At 58.8% G+C, this 17,742-nt stretch carries 19 protein-coding genes and 1 pseudogene; 11 read left to right on the forward strand and 9 right to left on the reverse strand.

Features of this window, described 5'->3' with window-relative positions:
- Nucleotides 1-4 precede the first annotated feature (4 nt).
- Nucleotides 5-493, reverse strand: a complete 489-nt coding sequence (locus BVL55_RS01235) for an MOSC domain-containing protein (RefSeq protein WP_075997804.1) — start codon at nucleotides 491-493, stop codon at nucleotides 5-7.
- 25 nt (nucleotides 494-518) lie between these two features.
- Nucleotides 519-743: a SlyX family protein gene (locus BVL55_RS01240; protein ID WP_075995376.1), complete on the reverse strand. Its 225-nt coding sequence runs from the start codon at nucleotides 741-743 to the stop codon at nucleotides 519-521.
- 214 nt (nucleotides 744-957) lie between these two features.
- Here BVL55_RS01240 and BVL55_RS01245 point away from each other — a divergent pair, with 214 nt between their 5' ends.
- Nucleotides 958-2,085 carry a glycoside hydrolase family 25 protein gene (locus tag BVL55_RS01245; RefSeq protein WP_075995377.1) on the forward strand — a complete coding sequence of 376 codons (1,128 nt, stop codon included), beginning with the start codon at nucleotides 958-960 and terminating at the stop codon, nucleotides 2,083-2,085.
- 39 nt (nucleotides 2,086-2,124) lie between these two features.
- Here the strand turns inward: BVL55_RS01245 and BVL55_RS01250 are convergent, their stop codons facing one another.
- Nucleotides 2,125-2,559, reverse strand: coding sequence for an acyl-CoA thioesterase (locus BVL55_RS01250; protein WP_075995378.1), 435 nt, complete (start codon nucleotides 2,557-2,559; stop codon nucleotides 2,125-2,127).
- Nucleotides 2,560-2,795: 236 nt separating this feature from the next.
- Here BVL55_RS01250 and BVL55_RS01255 point away from each other — a divergent pair, with 236 nt between their 5' ends.
- The 8 genes and pseudogenes from BVL55_RS01255 (at nucleotide 2,796) to deoA (ending at nucleotide 10,173) form a co-directional block, all read left to right on the forward strand.
- Nucleotides 2,796-4,331, forward strand: coding sequence for an ABC transporter ATP-binding protein (locus BVL55_RS01255; protein ID WP_075995379.1), 1,536 nt, complete (start codon nucleotides 2,796-2,798; stop codon nucleotides 4,329-4,331).
- Nucleotides 4,328-4,786, forward strand: a complete 459-nt coding sequence (locus BVL55_RS01260; RefSeq protein WP_075995380.1) for a VOC family protein — start codon at nucleotides 4,328-4,330, stop codon at nucleotides 4,784-4,786. The genes BVL55_RS01255 and BVL55_RS01260 overlap by 4 nt, the downstream gene beginning before the upstream one ends.
- Nucleotides 4,786-5,919 (forward strand): ABC transporter permease, encoded by a 1,134-nt coding sequence (locus tag BVL55_RS01265; protein WP_075995381.1) that lies wholly within the window; start codon nucleotides 4,786-4,788, stop codon nucleotides 5,917-5,919. Before BVL55_RS01260 ends, BVL55_RS01265 begins: the two co-directional genes overlap by 1 nt.
- A complete protein-coding gene (locus BVL55_RS01270) occupies nucleotides 5,919-6,887 on the forward strand; it encodes an ABC transporter permease (RefSeq protein WP_075995382.1) in 969 nt (322 codons plus the stop codon). Before BVL55_RS01265 ends, BVL55_RS01270 begins: the two co-directional genes overlap by 1 nt.
- On the forward strand, nucleotides 6,887-7,279 hold the full coding sequence (cdd, locus tag BVL55_RS01275; RefSeq protein ID WP_075995383.1) for a cytidine deaminase: 393 nt from the start codon (nucleotides 6,887-6,889) through the stop codon (nucleotides 7,277-7,279). Before BVL55_RS01270 ends, cdd begins: the two co-directional genes overlap by 1 nt.
- Before the next feature lie 41 nt (nucleotides 7,280-7,320).
- A complete protein-coding gene (locus BVL55_RS01280; protein ID WP_244530665.1) occupies nucleotides 7,321-8,076 on the forward strand; it encodes a purine-nucleoside phosphorylase in 756 nt (251 codons plus the stop codon).
- Nucleotides 8,073-8,860 (forward strand): annotated as a pseudogene (deoC, locus tag BVL55_RS01285) (deoxyribose-phosphate aldolase). The gene BVL55_RS01280 and the pseudogene deoC overlap by 4 nt, the downstream one beginning before the upstream one ends.
- A gap of 2 nt (nucleotides 8,861-8,862) precedes the next feature.
- Complete coding sequence (gene deoA, locus BVL55_RS01290) at nucleotides 8,863-10,173, forward strand: thymidine phosphorylase (protein WP_075995385.1); 1,311 nt, start codon at nucleotides 8,863-8,865, stop codon at nucleotides 10,171-10,173.
- Nucleotides 10,174-10,196: 23 nt separating this feature from the next.
- Here the strand turns inward: deoA and BVL55_RS01295 are convergent, their stop codons facing one another.
- Nucleotides 10,197-10,826, reverse strand: a complete 630-nt coding sequence (locus BVL55_RS01295) for a TetR/AcrR family transcriptional regulator (protein ID WP_075995386.1) — start codon at nucleotides 10,824-10,826, stop codon at nucleotides 10,197-10,199.
- Between the two features lie 93 nt (nucleotides 10,827-10,919).
- On the opposite strand from BVL55_RS01295, the gene BVL55_RS01300 reads away from it, so the two are divergent.
- Nucleotides 10,920-11,300 (forward strand): hypothetical protein, encoded by a 381-nt coding sequence (locus BVL55_RS01300; protein WP_075995387.1) that lies wholly within the window; start codon nucleotides 10,920-10,922, stop codon nucleotides 11,298-11,300.
- Nucleotides 11,301-11,315: 15 nt separating this feature from the next.
- Here the strand turns inward: BVL55_RS01300 and BVL55_RS01305 are convergent, their stop codons facing one another.
- The 5 genes from BVL55_RS01305 to BVL55_RS01325 all read right to left on the reverse strand — a co-directional run bounded on the left by BVL55_RS01305 (nucleotide 11,316) and on the right by BVL55_RS01325 (nucleotide 16,520).
- The gene (locus tag BVL55_RS01305) at nucleotides 11,316-12,830 is read right to left on the reverse strand and encodes a phosphomannomutase/phosphoglucomutase (RefSeq protein ID WP_075995388.1); all 1,515 of its coding nucleotides are present in this window, start codon (nucleotides 12,828-12,830) and stop codon (nucleotides 11,316-11,318) included.
- 72 nt (nucleotides 12,831-12,902) lie between these two features.
- Nucleotides 12,903-13,448 (reverse strand): retropepsin-like aspartic protease family protein, encoded by a 546-nt coding sequence (locus tag BVL55_RS01310; protein ID WP_075995389.1) that lies wholly within the window; start codon nucleotides 13,446-13,448, stop codon nucleotides 12,903-12,905.
- 135 nt (nucleotides 13,449-13,583) lie between these two features.
- Nucleotides 13,584-14,213, reverse strand: coding sequence for a uracil phosphoribosyltransferase (gene upp / locus BVL55_RS01315; RefSeq protein ID WP_075995390.1), 630 nt, complete (start codon nucleotides 14,211-14,213; stop codon nucleotides 13,584-13,586).
- A 44-nt stretch (nucleotides 14,214-14,257) separates the two neighbouring features.
- The gene (locus BVL55_RS01320) at nucleotides 14,258-15,235 is read right to left on the reverse strand and encodes an adenosine deaminase (RefSeq protein WP_075997805.1); all 978 of its coding nucleotides are present in this window, start codon (nucleotides 15,233-15,235) and stop codon (nucleotides 14,258-14,260) included.
- 19 nt (nucleotides 15,236-15,254) lie between these two features.
- Nucleotides 15,255-16,520, reverse strand: a complete 1,266-nt coding sequence (locus BVL55_RS01325) for a phosphopentomutase (RefSeq protein ID WP_075995391.1) — start codon at nucleotides 16,518-16,520, stop codon at nucleotides 15,255-15,257.
- A gap of 180 nt (nucleotides 16,521-16,700) precedes the next feature.
- On the opposite strand from BVL55_RS01325, the gene BVL55_RS01330 reads away from it, so the two are divergent.
- On the forward strand, nucleotides 16,701-17,729 hold the full coding sequence (locus BVL55_RS01330; RefSeq protein ID WP_162841424.1) for a PhnD/SsuA/transferrin family substrate-binding protein: 1,029 nt from the start codon (nucleotides 16,701-16,703) through the stop codon (nucleotides 17,727-17,729).
- Nucleotides 17,730-17,742: the final 13 nt, after the last annotated feature.

A 17,742-nucleotide genomic window follows, 5' to 3' on the forward strand; every position in this document is an offset into this window, starting at 1 on the left:
TTTTTTACGCTTCTTCCGGCAAGCGCAGAAATGTCACCGCATCGCCGATGGCAATGTTTCCAGGCTCAAGAACCGATGCGGTAATGCCGCCATGGCCGCGCATCGCATTGTAGGCGCCTGGCCCCAGCGCCTCCTCCATGCGCGAACACGGCGCGCAGCTGCCAGTCCCCTGCAGCACGGCACCGCCAATGGAAAAGACGGCATTCTTCATGGCGAGCAGATTGATGCCGCTGACCACCAAATTGCGGCGCAATATCTCTGGCGCAACGTCATCTGTCTGTAGAAGCGCGGCCATGACGGGCAGATGTTCGGCCTGGATCAGCGTAACCGAGCGCTTGCCCGCACGAAGCACGCGATCTTCCTCAAGACCGCGTTCCAGCACCTTCATGGACCGGTGCGTGACAACGGGCGCGCGCCGCGCCGGCCGGCAGCCGATCCATTCAAGCGTTCCGGTGCGGGGAAAAGCCGTTAGCAATTCCTTGAATACTGCCATGTCACCAACCTTGAGCCGCGACATTTCAATAATGAGGTGGTTTCGTCGCTTCGGCGCCTGGAAGGGTGGTCTCCTCAAGTGCCAGAAAGCGTTCCGCCAGGGCATCGAGTTTGCGCTTTGCCTTGTCGAGTTCTTCCCATTGACGGGCCATTGCCGCGGACAGCTCCTCGATGGTTTCGGCTTGATAGGCAAGCTGTTCCTCCAGCCTGACAATACGCTGTTCCTTGTCGGCAAAACTCTCTGCTGTCATCTTTTCACCCAGATTTTGTCCACGATCACCGCCAGTGTACCGCCATTGCACCGTTAGCCGGGTGGCGCTGTCATGGACCGTTTCTCGTTTCATCGGAAACGGGACAATGGTTTGATCCGTTTATTGTGACTACCCAATCAGGTTTCCCGAATCCGCCAAGACCTGAATTGTTTTAAGGGCGGATCAATCTACAGGCCATGGATACCGGCAATTGATGCGATACGCCCTTGTCTACCTATCTGTCCTGCCGTCTGCTGGCAAATGGCTGCTGGCGCTGTTGGCGCTGTTTGCGGCGTTGGCTTCAGTAACCGCCGCTGCCGAGACACATCAGCCCTGGAAAAAGCCGGATTATGCCCTTGTCCTGGATGCCTATGAACTCAATCCGCTGGACTGGCAGCGCATTGTTTCCGACAGGCGCATTGCCGGCTTCATCGGCAAGGCAAGCGACGGGCTTCCCCAGCAGTATTGCGCCGATCGCACATCGCTATGTGGTGCACAGTGGCGAAAATACTCGGTCAGCCGGGAGCTCTATCATACCCGGCGTGCGCTGGCCAAAGTTCTCGGATTAAAATGGGGCAGCTACCATTTGGGCCGTGCGGGCGATCCCGAACTGCAGGCATTGCACTATGTTCAATACGCCAGGCCGCAATCCGATGAGGTCATCGTCCTGGACATTGAGGACTATGATGATGCTGAATTCATGAGCCTGGAGGAGGCCGAACGGTTTGTAACAGCCCTTTATGGGCATCTGGACCGCTATCCCCTGCTTTACACCAATCACCGAACCGCCCGCCATATTGCGGAAAACCGGGAGCAGTATCCCCTGCTGTCCCGGCTCAGGCTCTGGTATGCCCGCTACAAGGAGGATATCGGCGATGTCTTTCCCATGGGCAACTGGGACGGCTACACGCTGTGGCAGTTTGCCTATGGCGGGAACTGCAACAGCAAGTCCTGCCCCTATCGCGTGGAAGGCGCGCCGCACAACATTGACGTGAACGTAGCCCCGGTAAGCGTTGGTGCATTGAAAAAAGCCTGGCCGTTTGACGGCCTGCACGATGAAAAACCGCCGACACAAGACGAGAAATCACTTCTGGCTGCAGGTGCAGCAGACAGTCCGGACGGAAAGAAGCATTCCGATTTTGTTGCCGACCCCGATTACAACCCCGGAAAACTTCCACCGGGGACTGTTGCAATCCCTTCACCACGGGATGATCAGGTCAGTGACTCGGAAAAAACCGACAAACTCACCACGTCCTCCGCCGGGAACAAGGACAGCACTGCAGACAATTGTGAAAAGAAAGAGGATGCGCTGGAATCAGACGACCTCGCCGCGCCCTGCTGAAACGCCTCTCCGACCGCAGCCTCCAAATACCGACTGTGCCTATCGAAGGAAGTCTTCCAGCGCCGCCCGCATGGGCTTGGGAATCGGCGAGGGTTGCCGCGTTTCCTTCACCACATAAACATGAACAAAGTGGCCCTGGGCTGCTGCGGTTTCTTCATCGTTGCAGAACAGGGCAATTTCATAACGCACCGAAGAGCTGCCGATGTGGCCGATGCGGATCCCTGCGGTAACCCGGTCCGGAAAACCCATTTCCGAAAAATAGCTGCAACCGGTTTCAACCACCAGGCCGACGATCTCGCTCTTCACCGGGTCGAGAAACCCCTGCTCAACCAGCCAGCCATTGATGGCCGTATCGAACAGCGCGTAATGCACCACATTGTTCATGTGGCCGTATATGTCGTTGTCCGACCATCGGGTCTGCAAGCTGCGAAACAGCGCAAACTCGTCCCGGCTCAGAGGCGAAGGGCGTGCCATCCCGTTTTCAGCCTTTGGGTATGTGCAGGTGGAAATGGATCATTGGTGGACTGTTAGCGCCACCGCATTTCAGGTCAAGGGACAATCGCCGGTCTTGACTTGCCTGCCTGCCTGCCGCCAAATCCTGCCTGCCGCCAAATCGCGCCTGCTGTTGGCAGCAGACGGACAGTATTCAGTGAGGTTCCTTGGCAAGCAGCAACACAACGAAATCCGGCAAGGTGCCAGAGCCTCGCGCAATGGAGCCGCCGGCGATAGAATTGAGGGGCATCTCCAAGGCCTTTGGTCCGGTTCAGGCCAACAAGGATATCGATCTTGCGGTCGCCAAAGGGACCATTCACGGCATTGTCGGCGAGAACGGTGCCGGCAAATCAACGCTGATGTCCGTGCTCTATGGCTTTTACCAGGCAGATCGCGGCGATATCCTGATCGATGGCAAGCAGGTGAAAATTCCCGACAGCCAGGCGGCCATCGACAGGGGAATTGGCATGGTCCACCAGCACTTCATGCTGGTGGAAAATTTCACCGTACTCGAAAATGTCATCCTGGGTGCCGAAGATGGCAGCATTCTCAACCGTGCGCTTGCCAAGGCACGCAGTGAACTGGAACGGCTGGAACGTGAATATGCGCTGGAAGTCAATCCGGATGCGGTGATCGCCGATCTTCCGGTTGGCCTGCAACAGCGGGTCGAGATTTTGAAGGCATTGTATCGCGGCGCCGATATCCTGATTCTCGACGAGCCGACCGGCGTCCTCACCCCTGCCGAAGCCGATCATCTTTTCCGCATCCTTGTGCAGCTCAAGGAGCAGGGCAAGACCATCATTCTGATCACCCACAAACTGCGCGAGATCATGGCGATAACCGACACGGTGTCCGTCATGCGGCGTGGCGAGATGGTGGCAACCAGAAAAACCGCCGATACCAGCGTCGAGGAGCTTGCCGAACTGATGGTTGGAAGGCGGGTTCTGCTGCGCGTTAAAAAAGGCATGGCCAAACTGGGCAAGGTGAAGCTTTCTGTCACGGGGCTTACGGTCACCGACGGCCGCGGCATAACCAGGGTTGAGGATGTGGGGTTTGATGTGCATGCCGGTGAAATCGTCGGCATTGCAGGCGTTGCCGGAAACGGCCAATCCGAACTGCTTCAGGCGATTGCCGGCATACGCAAGGCAAAATCCGGCACCGTTATTCTCGATGGCTCGCCCGTGGATATTTCCGGCGATGCCGGCGCTGCCACCCTGCGCAACCGGGGTTTGGCGCATGTTCCCGAAGACCGGCACCGGATGGGCCTTGTCCTGCCTTTCGAGGAAAACGAGAACTCCATCCTCGGATATCAGGATCGCGAGACCTATCTCAAGGGTCCGCTGCTTGATATCGACGCCATTCGCGACGATGCCCGCAAGAAGATCGAACAATACGATATCCGTCCCCCCGATTGCCGGCTCAAGACGGCAAATTTCTCGGGAGGCAACCAGCAGAAGATCGTGCTGGCCCGCGAGATGGAACGTGATCCTGCCGTCCTGCTGGTTGGCCAGCCGACCCGTGGCGTCGATGTGGGCGCGATCGAGTTCATCCACAAGCGCATCATCGAAATGCGCGATCAGGGCAAGGCGATCCTGCTTGTCTCGGTGGAACTTGATGAGATCCGGTCTCTGGCCGATCGTATCCTGGTGATGTTCGCCGGCAGGATTGTCGGGGAGCGAACGCCGGAAGCAAGCGAAGGCGAATTGGGTCTGCTGATGGCGGGCATACAAGATGGAGGAGAGAAGGCGGCATGACCAGGCTGGAACCGCGCATATCCCTGGTAACCCTCGGCGTGAGCGACATGGCTCGCGCCCGCGCCTTTTATGAGGCGCTTGGCTGGGAGGTGGCTGCCCCTTCCAACGACAACGTAACCTTCTTTCAGGGCCGGGGCATTGTGCTTGGTCTTTTCGGCCATGATGACCTTGCAAAGGATGCTGCAGTCAGCACAGCTCCGCCGCCTGATTTTCGCGGTGTGTCGCTTGCCTATAACTGCCGCAGCGAACAGGAAGTGGATGAAGCATTCGCCCATGCCGTTGCTTGCGGAGCAACGCCTCAAAAACCGCCGGAAAAAGTGTTCTGGGGCGGTTACTCAGGCTATTTCGCCGATCCCGACGGCCATCTGTGGGAAGTGGCCTTCAATCCCTTCGCGCCGCTTGATGCAGACGGACACATGCAGATAGAACCGGCTGACGGCGGGGATAGTGGCTGATGAAGCACCAGCTTCCCAAATGGGTGGATTACGGTCTCATACCGCTGCTCAACCTGATTACCGCTTTCCTGGTGGCCGGGCTCGTCGTGCTCATTGTCGGCGAAAGCCCGCTCGAAGCAGCCTATCTGCTGGTGCGCGGCGCCTTCGGCTACGGGGGCGGCATCGGCTACACCCTGTTTTATGCCACCAATTTCATCTTCACCGGATTGTCGGTGGCAGTGGCCATTCATTGCGGTCTTTTCAACATCGGTTCCGAGGGACAGGCATATGTTGGCGGGATCGGCGTTGCCGCCGCCTGTCTTGCGCTTGATCACTACGTTCCCTGGTATGTGACCTTTCCTTTTGCCATTGCGGGTGCGGCGGCTTTCGGTGCCGCCTGGGCCTTCATTCCTGCCTGGCTGCAGGCAAAGCGCGGCAGCCATGTGGTGATCACCACCATCATGTTCAATTTCATCGCCTCCGCGCTGATGATCTACCTGCTGGTGGAAGTCTTCAAACCCGCCGGTTCCATGGCACCGGAAACCCGCACCTTCCAGGATGGCGGACAATTGCCGAAACTTGATTGGGTGTTTGAACTTTTTGGCACATCGCTTGGCGGCGCGCCGTTCAACATCTCCTTTTTGCTGGCGCTGTTTGCATGCTGGGCAGTCTGGCTGCTGATCTGGCGCACCCGGCTTGGCTATGAAATCCGCACCACCGGCATCAATCCCACCGCCGCCGTTTACGCCGGCATTCCCCAGCTGCGTACCATCGTCATTGCCATGCTGATCTCCGGTGCTCTGGCCGGGATGATGGGCCTCAATCCGATCATGGGCGACCAGTACCGCCTCCAGGAAAGTTTCCCCGCCGGTGCAGGCTTTGTCGGCATCGCTGTTTCGCTGATGGGCCGCAACCACCCAGTCGGCATTATCTTTGCGGCAATCCTGTTCGGCATGTTGTGGCAGGGCGGGGCGGAGCTTGCCTTCGACATGCCGAAAATCTCCCGTGACATGATCGTGGTCATTCAAGGCCTGGTGATCCTGTTTGCCGGCGCACTTGAGCACATGTACCGCCCGTCGCTGTCGGGCTATTTCAGCCGCCGTCAGCAGCAGTCGGCAAAAGCTGCCGCCCTGGGTTCGGGGAAGGTTGGGTGATGGATTTCCTCAGCCTGCTCCAGATACTCGATTCCACCATCCGCCTGTCGACACCGCTTCTGCTGGCAGCCCTTGCGGGCCTTTATTCAGAGCGTTCCGGCGTATTTGACATCGGCCTTGAGGGAAAAATGCTGGGCGGTGCATTTGCTGCTGCTGCTGCCGCCGTCGTCTTCGGCAATCCGTGGATTGCCCTGTTGTTTGCCCTGCTTGCCTCGCTGGGCCTTGCCCTTATCCATGCCTTTGCCTCCATCACGGTGAAGGGAAACCAGATCGTGTCCGGCGTGGCGATCAATTTCATTGCCGCAGGGCTGACTGCGCTTTTGGGCCAGAGCTGGTTCGGGCAGGGCGGAAGGACACCGCAGATCGGTCAGGACGCACGTTTCAACCCGGTGGAACTGCCCGCCGCCGAAGCACTGTCCGGTATCCCGGTATTGGGACCTTTCTATCGGGACCTGGTTTCAGGCCACAACCTCATTGTCTATTTCGCGTTCTTGATGGTGCCGCTCACCTGGTGGGTGATCTTCAGAACCAGATTTGGCCTTCGGCTGCGGGCCGTTGGTGAAAATCCGGCTGCTGTGGATACCGCCGGTATCAGCGTGGTTTGGGCAAGATATCGCGCGGTGATGATCTGCGGTCTTTTGTGCGGCTTTGCCGGTGCCTATCTTTCCATCGGCCTGTCGGCGGGTTTCGTGCAAAACATGACAGCCGGCAAGGGCTTTATCGCCCTTGCCGCACTGATCTTCGCCAAATGGCGCCCGCTCAACGCCATGTGGGCCTGTCTCCTGTTCGGCTTTCTCGATGCCGTCGCAATCCGTCTTCAGGGCGTGCCACTGCCGGTAGTCGGCATTGTGCCGGTTCAGTTCATTCAGGCACTGCCCTACATTCTTACAGTGGTGCTGCTGGCGGGCTTCATCGGCAAGGCGGTGCCGCCAAAGGCTGGCGGCGTGCCCTACACCAAGGAGCGCTGATGACAGAAGACCTGCACAAGCTGGCGCTGAAGGCAGCAGAAAAAGCCCATGCCCCCTATTCGGATTTTCCCGTTGGTGCTGCGATTCGCACCACCGACGGCAGGACCTTTGCCGGATGCAATGTTGAAAATGCCGCCTATCCGGAGGGATGGTGTGCTGAAACCAGTGCCATTGCGCATATGGTCATGGATGGCGGCGGCAAGATTGCCGAAGTTGCGGTGCTCGGCCTCAAGGCCGATTTGTGTACACCTTGCGGGGGGTGCCGCCAGCGTCTTGCCGAATTCGGCACGGCCGGCACAAGGGTGCATTTGTGCAACCGGGAAGGGCTGGTGGAAACCGTCACCCTGGGCGAACTGCTGCCAAAGGGCTTTGACATGGGAAAAACGCCGTGAGAGGGGCAACAAAAACACTGATCGAGCGCCTTGACGGGCGGATGCCCCAAACCGCGCTTGTGCTGGGCTCGGGGCTGGGTGCGCTGGCAGAGCAGGTAAAAGATGCTGTACGGATCCCCTATGGCGAACTGGAAGGGTTTCCCGCCGGCGGCGTTTCCGGCCATGCCGGTGAAGTGGTGGCGGGCCATATCGGTCAAACGCAGATCGTTCTTCTGTCGGGCAGGGTGCACTATTACGAGCATGGCGATGCTGCCGCCATGCGATTGCCCATCGAGTGTCTTGCCGATATCGGCATCAGGCAGCTGATATTGACCAATTCGGCAGGCTCCCTGCGCGAGGATATGCCGCCGGGCTCGGTCATGCTGATAACCGATCACATCAACTGGTCCGGCATGAACCCGCTGATTGGCGAATCAAGCGACCGCCGCTTTGTCGGCATGACCAATGCCTATCATGCCGGTATGATGAAAAGCGCGCGCAGGGTGGCGAAGGCCGAAGGCATCGCACTCCATGAAGGCGCATACATGTGGTTTTCAGGGCCGAGTTTTGAAACACCGGCGGAAATCCGCATGGCACGCAAGTTGGGCGGCGATGCGGTGGGCATGTCCACCGTACCGGAAGTCATCCTTGCCCGCTTTGCCGGGCTTGATGTTGCAGCCTTTTCCGTCATCACCAATTTCGGCGCCGGTATGACCGGCAATGAGCTTTCCCATGACGAAACCAAGGAAATGGCGCCGAAAGGCGGGGAGCGCCTCGGCAGACTGATTGCGGCCATGCTGCAGGAGCAACATCCATGACTCGTGAGGAAAGACGCCTTCGCAAAATTGCCAAAAAGGCGATTGGCCTGCTCGATCTGACCAATCTCAACGAGGGCTGCACCGCGCGCGATATTGAAGATCTCTGCAGGCGTGCCGTCACCCCCATGGCAAGGTGGCCGCCATTTGTATCTGGAAGGAACATGTTCCCCAGGCAAAAGCCCTGCTCAAGGGCAGCGGCATCCGCATTGCCACCGTGGTGAATTTTCCCCGGGGCGGCACGGATGTGGATACGGTGGTAGCCGAGACACGCCAGGCAATCGTCAGTGGCACAGACGAGATCGATCTGGTTCTGCCCTACCGGGCGCTCATGGCAGGTGCCGACGGTGTTGCCGCCCATATGGTCAAGGCGGTTCGAAAGACGTGTGGCAGGAAGGCAAAACTCAAGGTAATCCTGGAAACCGGTGAGTTGAAGGACGAAAAACTGATTCGCAAGGCAAGCCGGCTGGCCATGGAGGCAGGCGCTGATTTCATCAAGACGTCGACCGGCAAAGTGGCCGTCAACGCCACGCCCGATGCCGCCGCCATCATGTTGAAGGAAATTCGCAGACACGGGCGCAAGAACGGTGGAAAAGTCGGCTTGAAGCCGGCTGGCGGCATCAAGACCACTCAGGATGCTGGCCTCTATCTCGATCTTGCCCGGAAAATCATGGGCAAGGGCTGGGCGACGCCGCGCACCATGCGCTTTGGCGCTTCCGGGGTTCTGGCCGACCTGCTGGCGACCATCGATGGCGATCAAAGCGCACCGGCAGGCGAAGGCTACTGATCATGCTTCCCCAGGAAATCATCCGCACCAAGCGCGACGGAAAGGCGCTTCCAGCCGATGCGATAGCAAAGTTCATTGCCGGAATTGGCGATGGCAAGGTTTCCGAAGGCCAGATTGCCGCCCTCGCCATGGCCGTCTTTTTGAACGGCATGAGCCGGGAGGAAGCCGTGGCACTGACGCTTGCCATGCGCGATTCCGGGGAAGTGCTCGACTGGAGTGATCTTCCCGGCCCCGTGGTCGACAAGCATTCGACCGGCGGGGTCGGAGACAACGTCTCGCTGATGCTGGCGCCGGCCATTGCCGCCTGTGGCGCCTTTGACCCGATGATTTCCGGCCGGGGCCTTGGCCATACGGGGGGAACCCTCGACAAATTTGAATCGATCCCCGGATACACGACCCAGCCCGATAACACACTGTTTCGCAGGGTGGTGCGCGAAGTGGGGTGCGCGATAATCGGCCAGACCGGCAATCTCGCCCCTGCAGACAAGGTGATTTACGGTATTCGCGATGTCACCGCGACGGTGGAGAGTGTGCCGCTGATTACCGCCTCCATCCTCTCCAAGAAACTGGCGGCCGGGCTTGATGGGCTGGTGCTGGATGTAAAGGTCGGCTCCGGCGCATTCATGGATGATCTAGAAAAGGCCAGGGAACTGGCAACCTCCCTGGTGCAGGTAGCCAATGGTGCGGGACTGAAAACCACGGCATTGCTGACCGCAATGGATCACCCGCTGGCGTCCTGTGCCGGCAATGCGGTGGAGATGCGAAATGCAGTGGATTTTCTCACCGGCAGGGCAAGGGATCTGGCCCTTTACGAGGTCACCGTCGCGCTTGGCGCCGAAATGCTGGTTTCAACCGGCATCGCCACGAATGGCTCTGAAGGCGCAAAGCGCATGGAGGAAGCACTCGATAGCGGCGCGGCGGTTGAACGTTTCGCCCGCATGGTCGCTGCCCTGGGCGGGCCGGCCGATTTTGTTGAGCGCATGGAAATCTATCTTGAAAAACCGCCGGTACACCGCCCGGTCATGGCCGCGCCGGGTCATGCAAAGCTCGCCGGTAAGCTTGGCTTTGACACCCGCCAGATTGGCCTGGCAGTGGTCGAACTTGGCGGCGGGCGCACCCGTCCACAGGACCCGGTGGATCATGCGGTTGGGTTGAGCGCGATTGCCCGCCGGGACTGGGATGGGGAAAGCCCCTTGTGCGAGATATGGGCGCGCGATGAAGCAGCGGCAGATCGCGCGGAAAAACGCATTCTGGATGCTGTGAAAGAATCCGGCGCACAAAAGGACAGCGTTATCGAACGAATCGCCAGCTAATCAAGACACGCTCTAGACGCGTTCTAGTTTGCAGCAGCTTTTTCCGCGCCGAACAGATCCAGCAACAATTCGATCACCCGTTGTGAATGAACGGCAATTGCCTCCGGTGGTGGAGCGCGGGTAACGCCGATAACCCGGCGTATCTGAATATCGCCCAGCAACAGGGCAAGATAGATTTCGGTAATTTCCTGCCGGTCGTGAACACGCAGTTTTCCTGCTGCCTGGGCCGCTTCAACCGTCCCGGAAATGAGCGCCACCATGCGCGATCTGCCATGCTCGGAAAGCAGCCTGCCCAACAGTCCGCCATCGGCGACATCGGCCGCCGCTGCCCGGTTTAGCAGAACGGACCGTTCGCCGGTCAGAAGATCCAGTAATTTGCAGCCGAACTTCTCCAGCCTGGCAATGGAGTCGGTGTCCTTGTCCGGGACTTTTGCGGCGAAGTCCTCCAGGTCGGCGGCCACCTGGTCTGCATTGTCCTTGATCATGGCCGCAAGCAATCCCTGCTTGTTGCCGTACCAGTTGTACATCGTCTCGTTCGATGCGCCGGCAGCCTTGGCAATTGCGAGCATGGAAGCGCTTTTAAAGCCCTTTCTTGAGAGCACCTTGTAGGCAGCCTCGAATATCCTGCGCTCCCGATCGGTCCTGTTTTTCATATGCCGTCCCAATTTGCCCTTGCCATTTCAACCGTAAACATGCATACGGTTTTGTCAAACGTATAATAGTATACGGATTTAGGGAACTTGAACATGAACACCGGGAACGAACGCATCGAGAAGTCAGCCGCCCTGGGCAGGCAGGGGCTTGTCATTCTCGCCATTTTGCAAGTGCTGATGCTGGCGGCACTCTATTCCAGAACGCAGCCCCATCCACCGCTTGCAATTCCGTTTTTTGCCCTGGCGCCGTTTTTGTCGGCGTCGGTTGCGCTTACCGTTGCAGCCCTGATGGCGCCGGGCCGATGGCTTGCGCTTGCAGCCTGTATCACGGCGCTGATCAGCTTCGGACCGCACAAATGGTTCGATGCCGCCTTTGTCCAAATCTGGCCGGCCGTGATCCTGGCGCAGTTCGCCATTGTAATGGTGGGTATCAGCCTGTTTTGGGCAGTCCGCGAAAAGCGAGGCCGGGTGTGAAAGGCGTTGTGGCCGCTATTTCAGCGGCCCGACTTCCTCATGTTGGGCGAGTACGCCCTCAAGGGCCCTCAGCATGGCATCGCGCCGTTCTGCCGAGACCGGGCTTTCCACTACCACGACCAGTTTGGGTTCGTTGGAGGAGGCCCGGATCAGACCCCAGGTGCCATCGTCGGCCACCACGCGCACCCCGTTGACGGTGACAAGATCGCGGATCGGTGTTCCGGCGAACGCCTTGCCATCGCTTCGCATGGCTTCAAACCCAGCGATAATCGCATCAACCACGCCATATTTCGTCTCATCAGCGCAGTGGGGCGAATAGGTCGGCGCATCGTAGGTAACCGGCAGGGTGCGGCGCAGATCGGCCATGGACTTGTCCGGGTTGCGGTCGAGCATGTCGCAGATGGCAAGCGCCGTCACGATGCCGTCGTCATAGCCGCGTCCAATCGGCTGGTTGAAGAAGAAGTGGCCGGATTTTTCAAACCCGGCAATGGCACCAAGCTCATTGACCCGCCGCTTGATGTAGGAGTGGCCGGTCTTGAAATAATCGGTTTCAGCGCCCTGCTGCTTCAATACCGGATCGGTCAGGAAAAGCCCGGTTGATTTTACATCCACCACGAATTGCCGGTTGTCGTGCATGGCAGAGATATCCCGGGCAAGCATGACACCGATCTTGTCGGCAAATATCTCTTCCCCCTCATTGTCCACCACGCCGCAGCGGTCGCCGTCGCCGTCGAAACCGAGTGCCAGATCAGCACCGCTTTCCCGTACCCGGTCGGCCATGGCATGCAGCATTTTCATGGATTCGGGGTTGGGATTGTAATTGGGAAAGGAATGATCAAGTTCGCAGTCCATCTCGACGACATCGATGCCCAGGCGCTTGAGAACTTCCGGGGCGAATGCGGCCGCCGTTCCGTTGCCGCAGGCGGCAACCGCACGAATGGCGCGGCTGAAAGGTTTGCGGTTCGTCAGATCGCTGATGTAGCGCTCGGCAAACCCTTCAACGAATTCGTAGCTGCCTCCGCCGGCAAGCTTCCACCCGCCATTGAGCACGATCTCCTTCAGCCGTCCCATTTCGTCGGGGCCAAAGGTCAGGGGCCGCGCCGCGCCCATCTTCACCCCTGTCCAGCCATTGTCGTTGTGGGAAGCGGTGACCATGGCAACCGAGGGTGCATCAAGGTCAAACTGCGCAAAATAGGCCACCGGTGAAAGCGCCAGGCCGACGTCCATCACCTCGGCCCCTGCGGCCATCAGGCCGGTAACAAGGGCCTGCTTGATCGACAGCGAATAGGACCGGTAGTCATGCCCGGTGACAATCCTCGGCCCGGCACCCAGTTCCCGTATCAGCGTTCCAAGTCCCATGCCGAGCGCCTGGACGCCCATCAGGTTGAGTTCGGGTTCACGATCGGTCGAAGGATGACCAAACCACCAGCGTGCGTCATATTCCCTGAAGCCCGTCGGCTTCACGAGCGGGGTGATCTCAAAGGCCTGGCTGTTGGGGCTCAGCTGTGCGGCGGGCTTGGGAAAGGACATGAAAACTCCGTCGCATCCGGCTTCGCCGGATGGGGGTATGATGGTCGGCGTAGGCTTTCTGAGCGCTGCCGGTTACTGGATGAGTATCAGTTCATCACCGCTGATTTCAAACTTCTTGAGTTTTTTCAAGAAGGACATGCCCAAAAGCACGGTGTTCAGCGATTCATCGCGGGAGACCGAAGCCTGAACGTTTTGTACGCGAACCCGGCCGATCCGGATTTCGTCGATCACGGCTGCTGCTGCATAGGTAATGCCGTTTGCGGTGCGAACCTTGTATTTGAAATCGCTGTCCTTCAACCGGATGCCAAGCCTGCGGGCCAGGGATTGGTTGATCGCCACATAGGTTGCGCCGGTATCGACCAGCACTTCTTCGCTGCGCCCGTTCATCTTGGCCTGGGTTAGAAAGTGGCCCCGTGAATCCATGGCAATCCGCGCCTTCCGGCCATCCAGCGGATTAAAGCTGCCTTTATTCTTCGGCGTCTCGGCTCGAGCGGTCTGTTGCTGCTGTACGGCCGGGCGTTGGGCCTGCGGGTCCTCTTCCAGCCGCGAATCGAGGATTTTCGGTACCGCTATGGCGCTGGCCAGCATGAGACCTGCTAGGGCGAGGTATTTTTCCATCGGAATTTCCCGGCAAAGGTTGTTTTGGCAGGAAATATAGGTAATCGGCGCTAATCCGGCCTTAAGAGACGGACTTGCAGTGCAATTGTAGGCCTGCATTTGAAGGCAGGGTAAACCGGGGGTTAACGAGGCAGCCTATTTGGTGCCGTACATGCGGTCACCGGCATCGCCCAGACCGGGCACGATGTAGCCCTTTTCGTTCAGATGGCTATCAAGCGCGGCGGTAAAAATCGGCACATCCGGCTGAGCTTTCTGAAACGCCTCAATGCCTTCAGGGGCCGCCAGCAGACACAGAAACCGGATATTTGTCGCACCGCGTTCCTTCAGCTTTTCGATTGCTGCCGTGGCGGAATTGGCAGTCGCCAGCATCGGGTCCACCACGATGACAAGCCGGTCGTCCAGATCGTCGGGTGCCTTGAAATAGTATTCGATTGCCTCAAGGGTTTCATGGTCACGGTAAAGGCCCACATGGGCTACCCGGGCAGATGGCACCAGGTCCAGCATGCCTTCCAGCAAACCGTTGCCGGCCCGCAGGATCGAGGCAAATACCAGTTTCTTGCCGGCAATGACCGGGGCCTGCATGGTGCAAAGCGGGGTCTCGATTTCCTTCGTCGTCAGCTTCAGGTCACGGGTCACCTCATAGCAAAGCAGCAGGGAGATCTCCCGCAGCAGCCGCCGGAAACTGCCGGTGGAGGTTTCCTTGTGGCGCATGAGGGTCAGCTTGTGCTGGACAAGCGGATGGTCGACGACGGTCAGGTTTTTCATATCAACCCTTTGTGGAAAACGGAGTGCGGGGACGAACAGGAATTCTACTCTATCGCGCCGGGCACGCACTTCTCAAGCAGCCGCTTTCGTGTATCCCCATCTACAAATGCCGCATTAATGGCCGTGCAGGTCAAATCCAAGAGGGCATCTTCGTCATAACCGAAGCTTTCGGCAGCGACCCGATATTCGTTTTCCAGTGTGGTGTGGAAGTGCGGCGGATCATCGGAATTGAGCGTCACCTGACAGCCAGCCTCCTGAAGCTGGCGCAGCGGATGGGCCCTGGCTGATGGAAAGACCCCGAGCACAAGATTGGAAACGGGACAAACTTCCAGAACGGTGCCGGTTTCGGCCAGCCGCTCGACCGCAGCCGGGTTTTCGATGGCCCGCACCCCGTGGCCGATGCGGCTTGGCCCGATGTGCTCAAGGGTGGCTTCAACGCTGCCGGCTCCACCGAACTCTCCGGCATGACAGGTGGTTTGGAGCCCGCCTTCACGCGCAATGTCGAAAGCCCGTGCGAACTGGGATACATGGCCCACCCGTTCGTCACCCGCCATTCCGAAGCCGGTGACCAGCCGGTGCGGATGCTTTGCCGCCAGCCTTGCAGCGTCTTCAACCGCTTCGGCGCCTTCATGACGGATGCCGGTTACGATCATGCGCCCTTCGATTCCTGTCTTTGCGAGGGCATTGTCCATGCCCTCGGCAATGGCGGCAATAAGCGTCCGGTAGGAACAGCCTATGCGCCCCGCATGGCCGGGAGAAACGAAAATCTCGGCATAAAGGCAGTTCTGTCGGGCAAGGCCGAGATAATGGGTCTCAGCCAGCAACGCATAGTCTTCCGGCGTTCTGAAAAGACTTGCCACAAGATCGTAGGTTTCCAGAAAGGAGGAAAAATCCTTCCACAGATAGCCCTTTTCCCGGTCGATATGGGCAGAAACGTCCACCTTGTAGGCAGCAGCCTGAGACAATGCCAGATCGGGCGCCGCTGCCCCCTCGATATGGCAATGCAGTTCAGCCTTGGGAATGTGACGGATCACGTGTCGATTATCCCCCGGCCGCCCTTGGTGCTCCAGAGTCCGCTGACTCCCCCGGCAGGACCGGTTCGCCTGCATCACCTGGATCAAGACCAAGATGACGGGCGACGGTTTCGCCGATATCGGCGAAGGTTTTGCGGGTGCCAGCGCTTGCAGCCTCATAGCCCTTGCCGAACAACAGCACCGGAACCTGTTCGCGGGTATGGTCGGTGCCCTGCCAGGTCGGGTCACAGCCGTGGTCGGCGGTAATCACCAGAAGATCGTCCTGCTTCAGTTTCCCCAGGCAGGAGGGAAGCCAGCGGTCGAAACGTTCCAGAGCGTCGGCATAGCCTGCAACGTCGCGCCGATGGCCGAACAGCATGTCGAAATCAACAAAATTGGTCATCACCATTCCGCCATCGGGCAGGTTGTCCATGGCGGTGAGTGTCGCCTCGCCAAGCGCTTCATTGCCGGTTGCCTTGAAGACGCGGGTTGGCCCCTGATGGGCATAGATATCGGCAATCTTGCCAATCGCAAAGACGTCACGCCCGGCGGCCTCTGCCCGCTCCAGCAAGGTTGGTTTTGGCGGCCTGATGGAAAAGTCGCGCCGATTACCGGTGCGAACAAACGAAGCGGCATCCTCTCCGGTAAAGGGACGAGCAATGACACGGCCGATGTTCATCGGTGCTGTCAGGCCAAAGACCGATTCGCAAAGCGCATAGAGCTTTTCCAGCCCGAAACGGGTTTCATGGGCTGCAATCTGGAAAACCGAGTCCGAGGATGTGTAGCAAATCGGCTTGCCGGTCCTCAGATGCTCTTCACCAAGCTCCGCAATGATTTGTGTGCCGGAGGCATGCCGGTTACCGAGAATGCCCGGCAGGTCATTTTCCAGGATGATCTGTTCTGTGAGCTCTGGGGGAAAGGCCGGAACCGTCTTTGGGAAATAACCCCATTCGGCCATCACCGGCACACCGGCAATCTCCCAATGGCCAGAGGGCGTATCCTTGCCCTTTGAAACCTCGATGGCGCTGGCCCAGCAACCTTTCAAACCGGGGTTGGCGTCCATGCCTGCAGGCAGTTTTCCGCAGGCATTGCGGGCGGCAAGTCCCAGGCCGAGGGTCTCCATCACCGGCAGCTTCAGGGGGCCGGAGCGCAATCCTTCCCGGTCCCCTCTGCCGGAAAAACAGGCCTCGGCGATGTGCCCGAGTGTATTGGCGCCTTCATCCCCGAATTGCGCGGCATCCGGTGCGCCACCAATGCCGACCGAATCCAATACAAGCAAAAAGGCGCGGCTCATGATTTGCTTCTTTCCCCATACTTGTCTTTTCGATGGATCACTGCCGGAGAGATGACCCTTCTCCACCCTTTGCCGGGCAGGGAGGATCACCTGTGGTTCGGGGGATTCCCAATTCAGGCGCAATCCCGTAGTAACGGATATCAGTTCTGCTTCGCAAGCTACAGGATATCCGGCAGCATCATGGTCATTTCCCTTGCGTTCCGACGGTTCTCTTCCAGGGCAGTCTGGCTGTCAGCATCTGTGCTTGCCATCCTTCTTTTTTATGCTGCAACAGCAGCTTCTGCCGATTGGCGTGAAGAGCTTGGCGTCTTCCGCATTGCACTGATTTCCGGTGAGGATGAAGCCGGCAGCCGCGCGGCCCTGGAACCCTTCCGGCTGGCGGTACAGGAAAAGCTTGGCCTTCCGGCCGAATTGCGCACGGATCGTCAGCTCGGCCGGTTGATCATCAACCAGTCGGACAGGCCGGCTGAGTATGTCGTTCTGCCGGCGTCTGCCTATGCTGCCATCTGGCTGCGTTGTGAATGTATCGAGCCACTGGTAATCGCAAGAACGGCTGACGGCGAGGAAGCGGTGCGGTCGGTTCTGATCGTTCGGCGGGGAAGCGCCATCAAAACGCTCGCCCAACTTGGCGGAAAGACGGCATTTGGACTGTCGGAACATTCATTGGTGGGGTTTGAGATCCCGCGCAGGAGGGCAGCCAGGGCGGCAGCGGGCATCAACTGGCAGTTCTCCGCCACTGCAGAAGAAACATTGCACCGGTTTGCTGCCGGTGAGGGCGATGTTCTGGCCGGTTGGGCGCCAGCCGGTCAGGATGCGGATGTCGCAACCCGCGGCACACTCGCCCGTCTGAAGAAGCTGGCCTCCGACGGTCAGCCGTATTTAATCCTGTGGCAGTCTGATCCAATTCCCAACCGGGTTCACGCTGTGCGAAAAAACCTGGATGGTGAGGCAAAACGTCTCCTGCGCGAATTGCTTACCGGCCTCAATGAGAATGATCCGATTACCTATGACCAGTTGGAGCCGGATTATTCGGGCGGGTTTTTTCCTGCCCGGCAGGGGCAGTTTTCCTATCTGATCGAGTTCCTCGATGAGCAGGAAAAAAACTCCGTGCCAAGGGAACCGGACGCAGAAGATGACGGCCTTGCCGGTGAAAACAGGACCGGACGGCAAAATTCGGCAACGGTAACCGAAGACGCCAACGAATCGTAATCGGAAAAAGCAA

Source organism: Salaquimonas pukyongi, assembly GCF_001953055.1.
GTDB lineage: Bacteria > Pseudomonadota > Alphaproteobacteria > Rhizobiales > Rhizobiaceae > Salaquimonas > Salaquimonas pukyongi.

Coding starts and splice junctions, on each gene's coding strand:
- BVL55_RS01270 (WP_075995382.1), top strand. CDS start 5,919: ATGGATTTCCTCAGCCTGCTCCAGATACTCGATTCCACCATCCGCCTG.
- deoA (WP_075995385.1), top strand. CDS start 8,863: ATGCTTCCCCAGGAAATCATCCGCACCAAGCGCGACGGAAAGGCGCTT.
- BVL55_RS01255 (WP_075995379.1), top strand. CDS start 2,796: ATGGAGCCGCCGGCGATAGAATTGAGGGGCATCTCCAAGGCCTTTGGT.
- BVL55_RS01300 (WP_075995387.1), top strand. CDS start 10,920: ATGAACACCGGGAACGAACGCATCGAGAAGTCAGCCGCCCTGGGCAGG.
- BVL55_RS01240 (WP_075995376.1), bottom strand. CDS start 743: ATGACAGCAGAGAGTTTTGCCGACAAGGAACAGCGTATTGTCAGGCTG.
- BVL55_RS01260 (WP_075995380.1), top strand. CDS start 4,328: ATGACCAGGCTGGAACCGCGCATATCCCTGGTAACCCTCGGCGTGAGC.
- BVL55_RS01280 (WP_244530665.1), top strand. CDS start 7,321: ATGCCCCAAACCGCGCTTGTGCTGGGCTCGGGGCTGGGTGCGCTGGCA.
- BVL55_RS01330 (WP_162841424.1), top strand. CDS start 16,701: ATGGTCATTTCCCTTGCGTTCCGACGGTTCTCTTCCAGGGCAGTCTGG.
- BVL55_RS01265 (WP_075995381.1), top strand. CDS start 4,786: ATGAAGCACCAGCTTCCCAAATGGGTGGATTACGGTCTCATACCGCTG.
- BVL55_RS01325 (WP_075995391.1), bottom strand. CDS start 16,520: ATGAGCCGCGCCTTTTTGCTTGTATTGGATTCGGTCGGCATTGGTGGC.
- upp (WP_075995390.1), bottom strand. CDS start 14,213: ATGAAAAACCTGACCGTCGTCGACCATCCGCTTGTCCAGCACAAGCTG.
- BVL55_RS01235 (WP_075997804.1), bottom strand. CDS start 493: ATGGCAGTATTCAAGGAATTGCTAACGGCTTTTCCCCGCACCGGAACG.
- cdd (WP_075995383.1), top strand. CDS start 6,887: ATGACAGAAGACCTGCACAAGCTGGCGCTGAAGGCAGCAGAAAAAGCC.
- BVL55_RS01295 (WP_075995386.1), bottom strand. CDS start 10,826: ATGAAAAACAGGACCGATCGGGAGCGCAGGATATTCGAGGCTGCCTAC.
- BVL55_RS01245 (WP_075995377.1), top strand. CDS start 958: ATGCGATACGCCCTTGTCTACCTATCTGTCCTGCCGTCTGCTGGCAAA.
- BVL55_RS01305 (WP_075995388.1), bottom strand. CDS start 12,830: ATGTCCTTTCCCAAGCCCGCCGCACAGCTGAGCCCCAACAGCCAGGCC.
- BVL55_RS01250 (WP_075995378.1), bottom strand. CDS start 2,559: ATGGCACGCCCTTCGCCTCTGAGCCGGGACGAGTTTGCGCTGTTTCGC.
- BVL55_RS01310 (WP_075995389.1), bottom strand. CDS start 13,448: ATGGAAAAATACCTCGCCCTAGCAGGTCTCATGCTGGCCAGCGCCATA.